The organism is Rhizobium sp. SAFR-030, from assembly GCF_059415005.1.
The window spans coordinates 105,624-118,232 of sequence record NZ_JBPFDO010000006.1; the positions used below are offsets into that span (position 1 = coordinate 105,624).

The 12,609-nt window shown below is 67.2% G+C and carries 7 protein-coding genes; 4 read left to right on the forward strand and 3 right to left on the reverse strand.

Annotated features, from left to right (window positions below; genetic code table 11):
* Positions 1-80 precede the first annotated feature (80 nt).
* The 4 genes from ACR65N_RS18585 (at position 81) to ACR65N_RS18600 (ending at position 9,648) form a co-directional block, all read left to right on the forward strand.
* On the forward strand, positions 81-6,146 hold the full coding sequence (locus ACR65N_RS18585; RefSeq protein WP_440458213.1) for a translocation/assembly module TamB domain-containing protein: 6,066 nt from the start codon (positions 81-83) through the stop codon (positions 6,144-6,146).
* 227 nt (positions 6,147-6,373) lie between these two features.
* Positions 6,374-8,161: a methyl-accepting chemotaxis protein gene (locus ACR65N_RS18590; RefSeq protein WP_440458214.1), complete on the forward strand. Its 1,788-nt coding sequence runs from the start codon at positions 6,374-6,376 to the stop codon at positions 8,159-8,161.
* On the forward strand, positions 8,161-8,640 hold the full coding sequence (locus ACR65N_RS18595) for a chemotaxis protein CheW (protein ID WP_430307530.1): 480 nt from the start codon (positions 8,161-8,163) through the stop codon (positions 8,638-8,640). The genes ACR65N_RS18590 and ACR65N_RS18595 overlap by 1 nt, the downstream gene beginning before the upstream one ends.
* A 159-nt stretch (positions 8,641-8,799) precedes the next feature.
* On the forward strand, positions 8,800-9,648 hold the full coding sequence (locus ACR65N_RS18600) for an asparaginase domain-containing protein (protein WP_440458215.1): 849 nt from the start codon (positions 8,800-8,802) through the stop codon (positions 9,646-9,648).
* 62 nt (positions 9,649-9,710) lie between these two features.
* Here ACR65N_RS18600 and ACR65N_RS18605 read toward each other — a convergent pair whose 3' ends face one another.
* The 3 genes from ACR65N_RS18605 to fdhD form a co-directional block, all read right to left on the reverse strand.
* Positions 9,711-11,363 (reverse strand): OFA family MFS transporter, encoded by a 1,653-nt coding sequence (locus ACR65N_RS18605; RefSeq protein ID WP_430307532.1) that lies wholly within the window; start codon positions 11,361-11,363, stop codon positions 9,711-9,713.
* Positions 11,364-11,435: 72 nt separating this feature from the next.
* Positions 11,436-11,780: a formate dehydrogenase subunit delta gene (locus ACR65N_RS18610; protein WP_440458216.1), complete on the reverse strand. Its 345-nt coding sequence runs from the start codon at positions 11,778-11,780 to the stop codon at positions 11,436-11,438.
* A complete protein-coding gene (gene fdhD, locus ACR65N_RS18615; protein WP_430307755.1) occupies positions 11,770-12,588 on the reverse strand; it encodes a formate dehydrogenase accessory sulfurtransferase FdhD in 819 nt (272 codons plus the stop codon). The genes ACR65N_RS18610 and fdhD overlap by 11 nt, the downstream gene beginning before the upstream one ends.
* Positions 12,589-12,609 lie beyond the last annotated feature (21 nt).

The window sequence follows — 12,609 nt, forward strand, 5'->3', positions numbered from 1 at the left end:
GGATCATGATTGGCACGTCCGGAGTACACAAGGGTGAACCCGCGCACATGACATCGCCATCCCGCCTCACGAGAGGGATCTTGCGCCTGGCGATCGCCGTGGCAGCGCTCCTGCTCGTCCTTGTGCTGGCAGTCGTCCTGTTCCTCGGTTTCGTGCCGGCCGGCAAGCGCATGACCGCAGACATGGTGTCGTCGCTGATCTCCGGGCCTGACCAGCGCATCACCATTTCGCCCCCCGACGGTCTGCTGACCGGCCGTCTGCACATCGACGAAGTCACCGTCTCCGACAGCGGCGGACCCTATGCCGCGGCCCGCGACATCACCGTCGACTGGTCGCCGCTGTCGCTGCTGCGCGCCACCTTCCATGCCGACAGCATCGACATCGCCAGCCTCAGCGTCACCCGTCCGCCGATCGAGACCGCGCAGCCAGCGCCGACCAACGAGCAGACCTCGTCGGGCGGCTCGTCGCTGCCGGTCAACATCGAGATCGACGCGATCCGCCTGCCGGACATCTCGCTCGGCCCGGCACTGACCGGCCGGCAGTTCGACCTGGCGGCCGAAGGCGCCGTCAACGCCACCGGCGAACGGGTGGCGGTCAAGGTTTCGGCGCATCGCAAGGACACGCCCGACGCCTCGGCCACGGCCGACATCGTGTTTGCCCCCGGACAGAACGAACTGAAGCTGCAGGCGCTGGTCGCCGAACCGCAGGGCGGACTTCTGGCGCGGCTGCTGCGCCTGCCGCAGACGCCGTCCGTTTCGCTGGCTCTCGACGGCCAGGGACCGCTGTCGAACTGGACCGGCCAGCTGCGCGGCACCGTCGACGGCAAGCCGGTGATCGGCATGGACGGCCAGCATACGATGACGCCGGAGGGCATCCACCAGCTGCAGATCCACGGCGGCGGCCAGCTGGCAGAGCTTTTGCCGCCGACGCTGCGACCGCTCTTCGTCGGCCGCAGCGACATCAATGTCGGTGCACTGGTCAGCGGCAACGGCCGCATCGAGATCAAGAAGGGCGAGCTTTCCACCGGCGCCGTCAAGCTTTCCGCCGCCGGCGCGCTCGACCCCTCCGGCGACAACAGCCTGACCGGCAGCATTGCGACGACCAACGGCCCCGTCGACATCGAATGGCCGATGAACGGCGGACCGGCGCGGTTCGCGGTCGACAATCTGAACTTCACGCTGACCGGACCGGCTGACGCCTCGCGCTTCAACGCCACGGCTTCGCTGCGCTCGGTTTCGGCGATGGGCGCCAGCTTCGAGCAGGTGCGGCTGCAGGCTGAAAGCGAAGACCTGGACCTCGTGCAGCGTGCCGGCAGCATCCGCACCCGACTTTCAGCAGCCCGCGCCGATTTTGCCAATCCCGACATCGACCGACTTGTCGATGGACCGATCCGCCTCGACGCGCCGATCCGCCTGGCGCTGCCGGCGATCGGGCTCGACGCCTCGACCTTCGAAAGTGCCAATGTTTCCGGCACCGTGAGCGGCGCCTATAACCTTGCCAAGCAGTCGATCACCGGCAATGTCCGCGTGTCGTTGAACCCCGACGGCCTGCCGGAAGCGGTAGGGCGCAACTTCGAGGACATGATCGGCCTGGAAGGCTATGTCGACGCGGTGATCGGCGGAAAGACGAGCCTTGAAAACCTCGTGCTCAAGTCGGGCCTCGTCGACGGCCACGGCAACCTGCTGCTAGAAAACGGCACGCTCGATGCGCATCTGGCAGGCCGGCTTGCCGATATCGCCAGGTTCCGAAAGGATGCCAAGGGTGCCGTCGGGTACGACGTCAAGGTGACAGGCCCGCTCGATGCGCTGGCCGCCACCGCCGTGCTGAACGCTGCCGAGCTGCGCGCAAGTGGCCACGCGCTGCAGGGCATGACCGCACGCTTCGACGGCGCCGTGACCGGCGCTGCCCCGGGCGGCACGCTGCAGGCCGCCGGCAATATCGACGGCAAGCCGATCCGCCTGCAGACCGATGTCCGCCGCGCCGACGAGCAGATCTCGATCGCCAACCTTGTCGTCGAGGCCGGCACCAACCGGCTGACCGGCGGCGTGACGCTATCGCCGCAATTCCGGCCTGCCGGACAGCTGGACTTCGACCTACCCGACCTCGGCCTGCTGGCATCGCTGGCCGGACAGAAGGTTGGCGGCGATCTGCGCGGCACCGTGACGTTTGCCAGCACGCCAGACCTGATCACCGCGACGCTGAAGGCGAGCGGCCAGACGGTGACGGCGCAGGGCGTGACAATCGACACGCCGAACATCGACCTGGTGAGCGGCAACCTCGCCGGACTATCCGCCGAGGGCACGATCCGCGCCGGCCGCATCGGCACCGGGGCGCAGGCGATCGACAACGCCATGCTGACCCTTTCACAGACCGCGAGCCGCACCGGCTTCGACCTCGCCGCCCAGTACGGCGGACAGCCGCTGACGCTGGCCGGAGCGCTGGACCAGGCGACTGCCGGGGCAATGACCCTTTCGATTGACCGCTTCTCCGCAAGCCCCGGTGGCGTGCCGGTGGCGCTGACCGAGCCTGCGCAGATCGGCATTGCCGGCGGCACCGTCAATCTCGGCAGCATCGTGCTGACCGCCGGCGGCGGCCGCGTGGTCGTCGAGGGAACCGCGGCAGAGCGGCTGAACCTCGCGGTGCGCATCGGCGAACTGCCGGCAGCACTCGCCAACGGCTTCGTCTCCGGCATCGGCGCCGAGGGCACGATCGGCGGCGTCGTCACGGTTGCCGGCACCACCGCCGATCCGCTGATCCGCTACAGCGCCGAATGGACCGGCGCCGAATTGGCCCAGACGCGCGCGCAAGGACTGCAACCCTTCGGCCTTGCGGCGCGCGGACGCTTCCAGAACGGCACCGTGACGCTCGACGACGTCAAACTCGAAAACGGCGACGGCCTTGCCGCCACCGCAAGCGGCACGATCGGCACCGCCGATCCGCAGCCGCTCGATCTTACCGTCCGCTTGGCCGCCCTTCCTGCAGCGCTTGCCGACCGTTTCGTGCCCAATCTCGGCGCCGAAGGCATCGTGACCGGCACCGCGGCGATCAAGGGTACGGTGGCGGCACCGGCCGCAACCTTCGATCTGGCACTGCCCGACGGTTCCGTCGCCGCACTGCGCACCGCCGGCCTCGACCGGCTTTCGGCAACCGCCAAGGGGCGCTTCGAGGGCCGCACGCTGACGCTCGACAGCCTTGCCGTGACCGGCAAGGAGGGACTGTCGCTGACCGCCGACGGCTCGCTCGATCTGTCCGGCGACCGGCCACTCTCTATGAACGGCACGCTTGCCGCAGTACCAGCAGCGCTGGTCAACACGTTCCGCCCCGACCTCGGCGCGCAGGGGCTGCTCTCGGGCACGCTTACCGCGTCCGGAACGCTTGCCGCGCCGCAGGCGCGCTTCGCCCTCGACTGGGCCGACGCCTCTCTGGCGCAGACCCGGGCGGCGCGGCTGGACGGACTGTCGGTCGCCGTAAAGGGGAGCTTCGCCAACCAGCTGGTGACGATCGACACCGCCCGGCTTACCGGCCAGAACGGCCTGTCGCTCACCGCCAGCGGCACCGCCCAGCTTGCCGGCGACCGTCCCATCAACCTTTCTGCACAGTTTGCCCGCCTTCCGGCGGCGCTGGCCGACATCGCGCGGCCGGACCTGAAGGCGGCCGGCAGTCTCGACGGCACGATCACCGCGGCCGGAACACTGTCCGCCCCGGCGCTGCGCTACGACGTGACGCTGGCCGACGGATCGACGGCGCAGACGCGCGAGGCGAACGTCAACGCACTCGGGCTTCGCGCCCAGGGCAGCTTCGAGAACGGCATCCTGACGCTGGAGCAGACGCAGTTGAGCGACCCGTCCGGCCTGTCGGTGACGGCGCAGGGCCGCGTTCTGCTGAACGGCCCGCAGGGACCGGCGCTCGATCTCAATGCCAATATCGCCGCCCTGCCCGCCAATCTCGCCAATGCCTTCTCGCCGGGTCTCGGCGCCGGCGGAACGATTTCCGGCAGCATCTCCTCGAGCGGCACGCCGGATGCGCCGACCGCCCGCTTCGACCTCGCCTGGCAGGACGCGGCGCTGCGCCAGACCGTAGACGCCGGGCTGAAGGGCCTTGCCGTGCAGGCGCGCGGAGCGATCGCCAACGGCACGCTGACGCTTGAACAGGCCGGCATCACCGGACCCTCCGGCCTTGAGGCCACGGCAACCGGTACCGTCGGACTTGCCGGCGACCGGCCGCTGGCGCTGACGGCCAACATCGCGTCCCTTCCCGCCAGCCTCGCCGGTGCCTTCGTGCCGAACGTCGAGGCCGGCGGCACGATTTCGGGAACCGCCACCGTCAACGGCAGCGTCGCCGCGCCGGCCATCCGCTACGACCTGCAATGGGCCGACGGTGCCATCCGCCGCCAGGGCGATGCGGGCGTCGGGGGGCTCAACCTGAAGGCCGCCGGCCAGTTTGAGAACGGCCGGCTGGCGCTTGGCGAAACGCGGCTGAGCGGACCGAACGGACTGTCGCTGACGGCCAATGGCAGCGTCACGCTCGGCGGCCAGGCGGGCCCCGTGCTCGACCTCAACGCCGACATCAACTCGTTGCCCGCAAGCCTTGCCAACGCCTTCGTGCCGGGGCTGGGCGCCACCGGTGAGATTACCGGCAAGATCACAGCACTGCCGGGTGCCGGCGTCTCCGGTGCCCGCTTCGACCTTGCCTGGAGCGGCGCATCCCTCGCCCAGACCCGCACCGCAGGCCTTGCACCCTTTCGCATCGCCGCCAACGGCACCGCCGATACCAGCCGCGTCACCTTCGACGCCCGGCTGACCGGCGCCGGCGGCCTGGCGCTTTCCGGCGGTGGATCCGTCGGCCTGACCGGCGACCGTGCCCTCGACCTCAGCGTCAACGGCGACCTGCCCTTCGCGCTCGCTGCAGCCCAGCTTGCCGGCCAGGGCCTGGTGCTGAACGGCACCGGCCGGGTCAACGTCAAGGTCGGCGGCACCGTCGCCGCACCGATCGTCACCGGCAGTGCCTCGACATCCGGCGCCCGCATCGTCGACGTGCGCCGCAACCTGGCGCTCAACAACATCGCCGCCGCCATTTCCTTCGACCGCGATCGCGCGACGATCACCAACCTCTCGGCCAGCGTTTCCACCGGCGGCCGGCTGACGGTGCAGGGATCCGTCGGCCTGCGCGACGGCTTTGCCGCCGACCTGCGCGTCGGCCTCGACAACGCCACCTATGTCGACGGCAACCTGGTGACCGCGACCGTCAACGGCCAGCTGACCGTGACCGGCCCGCTGCTGCAGGGCCCGACGCTCGGCGGCACGGTGACGCTGGTGCGCGCCAACATTACGGTGCCTGCCCGCCTTCCCGCATCGCTTGCCGAAATAGACGTGAAGCACCGCAACCCGCCACCCGACGTGCGCGCCCTGCTGGCAGCCATGCGGCCGAAGGGCGGCACCGGCACCAGCGCCGGCATCAACCTCGACCTGACGCTCAACGCCCCGAACGGCATCTTCGTGCGCGGCCGCGGCATCGATGCGGAACTCGGCGGAACGCTGACGGTGCGCGGCACCACGGCGGCGCCGGACGTTTCCGGTGGCTTCCAGATGCGCCGCGGCCGAATTGTCATCCTCACCAAGCGGCTGGACTTCACCACCGGCAAGATCACCTTCAGCGGCGGCCTCATCCCGGTACTCGACCTGATCGCCAGCACCAGCTCCGGCCAGACGACGATCAACATCGCCGTCAGCGGCCTCGCCAACGATCCCGAGGTCAGCTTCTCCTCAGCACCGGCGCTGCCGCAGGACGAGGTGCTGGCGCAGCTGATCTTCGGCCAGTCGATGGCCCGCCTCTCGCCGCTGCAGATCGCCCAGTTGGCCGATGCCGCAAGCCAGCTGGCCGGCGGCGGCTCGACCTCGCTCCTGCAGACGCTGCGCGCGACGCTCGGCGTCGACGACATCGACATCAACACCGACGACACCGGCCAGACCAGCGTGTCGGTCGGACGCTACCTCAACAACCGCACCTATCTGCAGCTGGAACAGGGTGGAGCGGAAGGCGGCGCGAACGCTTCGATCAATCTCGACGTCGGCCGCGGCGTGAAGCTCAAAGGCTCGGCCGGCAGCGATGGCGGATCAGCAGGGATCTTCTACGAAAGAGAATACTGACGCTCTTCCTCGAGCCGTTTTCTTGACGCCTGCGGTTGTCTTTTCATTCGTCACAACGACCCCAAGTTTAAGTGTTGAGGAATACTTTGCTGCTAAAGTCTATCGCGCAGCGTGACGGATTTTTAAAGATTTCCCCTTAATTGTACTGGTAACGAACGGTGAGGCTCCGGTTACCTCCAGGGTCGTGAACGTCACCACCGCGCTCACGCGGTAACGAGGGGTTTCGGATGCAACTGCATATCCTGGGGTCGGGCGGCGCGAAGGCGACGCTGGAGGCCTTCAATCGTTCTCAGGCAATCATCGAATTCGACCTCAACGGCCGCGTTCTGACCGCCAACGAAAACTTCTGTCGAACGCTGGGCTACAGCCTGTCCGAGATCAAGGGACAGCATCACAGCATGTTCTGCGAGCCAGCCTATGTCCAGACGCCGGACTACAAGGCGTTCTGGGAGCGGCTGGGCCGAGGCGAGTTCCAGGCTGCCGAATACAAGCGCATCGGCAAGGGCGGCACCGAGATCTGGATCCAGGCCTCCTACAACCCGATCCTGTCGGGCGGCAAGCCGATCAAGGTCATCAAGATCGCCACCGACATCACCGCTCAGAAGATGCGTTCGGTCGATAATGCCGGCAAGATCGACGCGATCTCGCGCAGCCAGGCGGTCATCGAATTCACGCCCGAAGGCGACATCCTCACCGCGAACGAGAACTTTCTCGCCTGCCTCGGCTACAGCCTCTCAGAGATCCAGGGTCGCCACCACGGCATGTTCTGCGAGCCGGGCCTGCGTGACAGCGCCGAGTACCGTGCGTTCTGGAAGGCGCTTGCTGCCGGCGAACCGCAGAGCGCCGAATTCAAGCGCATCGGCAAGGGCGGCCGCGTGGTCTGGATCCAGGCCTCCTACAATCCGATCTTCAATGCCGACGGCCGGGTGTTCAAGGTGGTCAAGTTCGCCACCGACATCAGCGAGCGGGTGCGCGCGGTGGATGATATTGCCGAAGGTCTGACAGCGCTATCAAATGGCGACCTGAGCTTCCGCCTCGACCGCCCGTTCATCCCGGGCCTCGAGCAGATCCGCAACGACTTCAACACCTCGCTGGACAAGCTGCGCCAGGCGATGCAGATCGTCGGCAGCAATGCGGACGCCATCGCCTCGGCCTCGTCGCAGATCAAGGAAGCCTCCGAGAGCCTCTCGAGACGGACCGAGCAGCAGGCGGCCGCGGTCGAAGAGACCGCTGCAGCACTGACCGAGATGACGCAGGCCGTCGCCACCAGTGCCAAGCGCGCCGAAGAGGCCGGCGAGCAAGTCGAGCGGACAACGGTCGGTGCCACCCGCTCCGGCGAAGTGGTCGCCAAGGCGATCACCGCCATGGGCCAGATCGAGAAGTCTTCGGGAGAAATCTCCAGCATCATCGGCGTCATCGACGAGATCGCCTTCCAGACAAACCTTCTGGCGCTGAATGCCGGCGTCGAGGCGGCGCGTGCCGGTGAAGCCGGCAAGGGTTTTGCCGTTGTTGCCCAGGAAGTCCGCGAACTTGCCCAGCGCTCCGCAAAGGCTGCCAAGGAAATCAAGGCGCTGATCACCACCTCCAGCCAGCAGGTCCTGCAGGGCGTGACGCTGGTCGATGAGACCGGCAAGGCGCTGAAGGCGATCATTGCAGAGGTGGGCGACATCAATGCCAACGTCAAGGCGATCGTCGAGGCGGGCCGCGAACAGGCGACCGGGCTGCGGGAGATCAACAACGCGCTGGACCTGATGGACCAGAACACCCAGCAGAACGCCGCGATGGTGGAGGAATCGACCGCCGCCAGCAACAGCCTTGCCAGCGAGGCGCAGGCGCTCAACGGGCTCATCGGCCGATTCAGCTTTGGGAAACAATCTTCCGCTACAGTCTCGCTTGCGCGACCCGATACACGCCCCGTGGCGTCGCCGGCCCGCGCACTGATGGCGACGGTTGCCCGGTCACGTTCCGGTGCCGCGGCCGCAGTCCAGGTCTCGGCAAATTGGGAAGAATTTTGATGGCTACGACGATCCCTTCGGCAAGCTTCAGCGGCGAAACGCTTGAGATCATTGCCTTCCGCCTTCACGACCAGGAATTCTGCGTCAAGACGACGACCATCCGCGAAATCCGCGGCTGGGCGCCTTCGACGCCGATCCCGCACGCGCCGGCCGACGTTATCGGCGTGATGAACCTGCGCGGCTCGGTGATCCCGATCATCGACCTCGCCTACAAGCTGGGCATGAAGAGCACGGTTGCCAACGAGCGTTCCGCGATCGTCGTGGCGGAAGTCCACAACATGGTGATCGGCATGCTGGTCGATCGCGTGTCGGACATCCTCACCATCCCGTCCAGCCAGGTCCAGCCGGTTCCGGAAATCTCCGCCTCGTTCGACAAGTCCTTCTCCGAAGGCATTATCGCCAACGAGAACGGCATGATCTGCTTCCTGAACCTCTCCAAGATGTTCAAGGGCTCTGAAATCGAGGAAATCGCTGCCTGAACGGCACGCGACGACGACAGTTCGAACAAGGCAGCGCGACCCCGCGCTGCCTTGTTTGCGTTATGGGTGTCCGGCTGCCCGACGTCGCTGGTTGATCGCCGATGCGTCCTGCCGTACCAGACGCTCCGATGATCGTCGGCACCCACCCAAGGAGGTTTCATGCGCCTGCTTCTCATCCACACCGGCGGCACGATCGGCATGACGCCCGGCCCCTCGGGTCTTGCACCCATGGATGGACTGGTCGAGGCGGCGCTCTCCGAACGGCTGCCGGCGGGGATCGCGCTCAGCACCCACATCTTTGCCCCGCTTCTCGACAGTTCGGACGTCGGCCCGGCTCACTGGAACGAGATGCTTGCGGTGATCCGCGCCCATCCGGATGTGCCGGTGATCGTCACCCACGGCACCGACACGATGGCCTACACCGGGGCCGCCCTGTCTCAGGCGCTGGCCGGCGAGGCGCGTCGGGTGATCCTCTGCGGCTCGATGATCCCGCTCGGCGGTGACGGCGATGCTGAAGGCAATCTCGCGCTTGCCATCGAGGCAGCCCTTGGGCCTGCCGAAGGGGGGGTCTGGCTGGCCTTTGCCGGCCGCCTGATGCCTGCCGCCGGGCTGGTGAAACGCGACAGCCATGCCGCCGACGCCTTCCGCTCCCTCCCGCAGGCGAAAAGCCAGTCGCCGCTTCGGCGCTTCTTCGCGCCGCGCCGGCTGGCGGTGCTGACGCTGACGCCGGGCCTGCCGGCGGCTTTCCTGCGCTCCGCCCTCTCGACGCTCGACGGAGCGGTTCTGCGCGTGTTCGGATCGGGCACGATGATGGACGACCGGGAGCTTCTGGACGTGCTCACCGGGGCGGTGCGCGCCGGACAGAGGATCCGCGCCGTCAGCCAGTGCGAGACCGGCGGGCTGGAGCCCGGCGTCTATCAGGCGAGTGCCGGGTTGTGGAGCACAGGCATCGAGAACGGCGGCAACGAGACCCCGGAAGCGGCGCTCATCCATCTCTGGCTGAACTAGGCTCCTCAACGCAGGAAGCCGGCACGCGGCCGGCTTCCAAGAGCAATGACGGGTTTGGCTTGTCAGCCGAACAGCACCATGCTGCTTCTCAGCGTCACCCACACACCCCAGAGCAGCGGGATGCCGACAACGGCCCAGGCGAGTGCCGCCTTGGCATCGAAGCCGCCGGTACCGATGCCGAAGGAGCCGGTCGGGCCCGCATCGGCTGCCGCACTCTTTGCCTGCAGCGCCGCCACTTCCTGATCCGACATGAACCACTTGTCCGACAGCGGCCTGACCAGCGCGTTGGCGACGAGGCCGAGCGCCAGCATGCCAGCCAGGATGTACATGGTGCCCGTATAGAGCGACGGTCCCGGCGCGACGCCGGCGGAGATCTGCGCCTCGCGGATGTAGTTGACGACCACCGGACCGACGATGCCGGCGGTTGCCCAAGCGGTCAGCAGCCGGCCATGGATGGCGCCGACGAACTGGGTGCCGAAGATATCCGCAAGATAAGCGGGGATGGTGGCGAAACCACCGCCATACATCGACAGGATGATGCCGAAGGCGAGCACGAACAGCGCCTTCGAGCCAAGACCGGCAAGCGTCGGGGCAAGTGCGTACATGACGATGCCGAGAATGAAGAAGCAGTAATAGGTGTTCTTGCGGCCGATCCTGTCGGACATCGACGCCCAGAAGAACCGCCCGCCGATGTTGAACAGCGACAGGAGCCCGGTGAAGCCCGCGGCAATCGCGGCAATCTGCGCCTTCTGGCCGACATCGAGCTGGCTGAAGGTAAGATCCGGCAGACCGATCAGCGAGCCGGCGAAAATTTCCTGCAGCATCGGCGAGGCAACGCCGATGACGCCGATACCGGCCGAGACGTTGAGGCACAGCACCGCCCAGATGAGCCAGAACTGCGGCGTCTTGTGCGCATCGCGCAGATGCACGTGGCGCGTGGTGATCATCGTGCTCTTGGACGCCGGCGGCACCCAGCCTTCCGGACGCCAGCCAGCCGGCGGAATGCGATAGCCGAACGCGCCGCCCATCATGAACACGAAGTAGATGAGCGCCATGACCACGAAGGTCTGCCAGACGCCGACCGATACGTCGGTCTTGAAATAGGTCATCAGCAGGTTGGCGAGCGGCGCACCGATCATCGCACCGCCGCCAAATCCCATGATGGCCATGCCGGTGGCCATGCCGCGGCGGTCGGGGAACCACTTGATCAGCGTCGAGACCGGCGAGATATAGCCGAGCCCGAGACCAATGCCGCCGATGACGCCGGCGCCGATCCACATCAGCCACAGCTGGTGGGTCATCACGCCGATGGCGGCGACGAGAATACCGCCGCACCAGCAGCAGGCGGAGACGAAGCCCGCCTTGCGCGGGCCGACCCGCTCCAGCCAGCCGCCCCAGATGGCCGCCGAGCAGCCGAGCAGCACGAAGAACAGCGTATAGATCCAGCCGAGATCCGCGACGCGCCAGTTGCAGGCGGTGGTGAACAGGGCACCGGCCAGCGTCAGGCCGCTGCAGCTCGGATCGGTGGACGGCAGCGCCCGGCTGAGCGGCAGCCAGAAGACGCTGAAGCCGTAGGCCATGCCGATGCAGAGATGGATGGCCAATGCCGCCGGCGGCACGAGCCAGCGGTTGAAGCCCGGTTGCGCGATAATCCTCTCGCGGTCGAGGATACCGGCACCGGCCAGCCCCTCGTCAGTCACGCCTGCTACTGCCATCGACAATATCTCCCTCTGAAACCTCTGGTGATCGGATCCGTTCGCGCTGTCACCCCGACAGCGCCGGCGGGATCAGTCCGTCCTTTCCGGAACGCTTGGTTCCGACAAGGATTCTCCACTCGCCGGACCGTGTCCGCCGGGCGCTCCCGCCGCGGCATCGGCACCGACGCCGACCGCGCCGCTATTGCCTTCGCCGGGCCGTTTGATCTTGGGGGCGGCGCTGACCACCAACGGCAGAAAGCCGCCGGTGCCGCCATCCATCATCTCGAAGAAGCGACGTCGCATGCGCGGCTCCCAGAACTTGTTGATGTGCGTCGCGATGCCATCGGTGCGCACCTCTTCCGGCTGCGAGCCGAAGAAGGTGGCGATCTGGTTGGCCATGCGCACGAGCTTTTCGTCGACGTAATCATGCGACATTGGAAATCCCTCCCGCCGTCAGCCGGTCGGCCCGGGTGAAGACGTCGAAATCATCATCGCGGGCGATGCCGATCAGCGTCATGCCGGCAGCCTTGGCGGTCTGGATGGCAAGCGTCGTCGGCGCCGAGATGGCCGCCAGCACCGGACTGCCGAGGATCGCCGCCTTCTGCACCATTTCCACCGACAGTCGGCTGGTGACGACGACGATGCCCGCCGTCGGCTCCCAGCCGCCGAGCAGCACCGCGCCGACCAGCTTGTCGAGCGCATTGTGGCGGCCGACATCCTCGCGGATCGCCACCAGGCCTTCACCGGGAAGGTAGAAGCCCGCACCGTGCACGGCGCGCGTTTCCCGGTTGAGTTTCTGCCCGTCGCCCAGCAGCCGCATGGCCTCGGCGATCTCGGCGCCTGAAAACTTGAAATTGCAGTCGCGGATATGCGGCACCTCGCGGGTCGCCTGCTCGATCGATTCGATGCCGCAGAGGCCGCAGCCGACCGGGCCTGCCATGCGCCGCCGCCGCGAGGTCAACGCCTCGGCCGTCGCATCCTTCAGCGTCACCTGCACGTCGATGCCGTCGCCGGCCTCGATCGGCTCGACGGCGAGGATCTCCTCCGGGCAGCGGATGATGCCTTCGGCCATGGAGAAGCCGACGGCGAAATCGTCGAGGTCGGCGGGCGTCGCCATCATCACCGCATGGGTAGAGCCGCCGTAGGACATGGCGATCGCCACCTCTTCGGCGACCGGGCGCGTCGCAGTGCGCAGGCTGCCGTTCCGGAACTGCATTTCCGGGACGGTTCGGAAGGGCGGCATCATTCAGCAAGCTCCGTCAAA

What these genes read in the sequence shown, in the direction of transcription:
- ACR65N_RS18590 (WP_440458214.1), top strand. Translation starts at nt 6,374, where the DNA reads ATGCAACTGCATATCCTGGGGTCGGGCGGCGCGAAGGCGACGCTGGAG.
- ACR65N_RS18595 (WP_430307530.1), top strand. Translation starts at nt 8,161, where the DNA reads ATGGCTACGACGATCCCTTCGGCAAGCTTCAGCGGCGAAACGCTTGAG.
- ACR65N_RS18600 (WP_440458215.1), top strand. Translation starts at nt 8,800, where the DNA reads ATGCGCCTGCTTCTCATCCACACCGGCGGCACGATCGGCATGACGCCC.
- ACR65N_RS18605 (WP_430307532.1), bottom strand. Translation starts at nt 11,363, where the DNA reads ATGGCAGTAGCAGGCGTGACTGACGAGGGGCTGGCCGGTGCCGGTATC.
- ACR65N_RS18610 (WP_440458216.1), bottom strand. Translation starts at nt 11,780, where the DNA reads ATGTCGCATGATTACGTCGACGAAAAGCTCGTGCGCATGGCCAACCAG.
- fdhD (WP_430307755.1), bottom strand. Translation starts at nt 12,588, where the DNA reads ATGCCGCCCTTCCGAACCGTCCCGGAAATGCAGTTCCGGAACGGCAGC.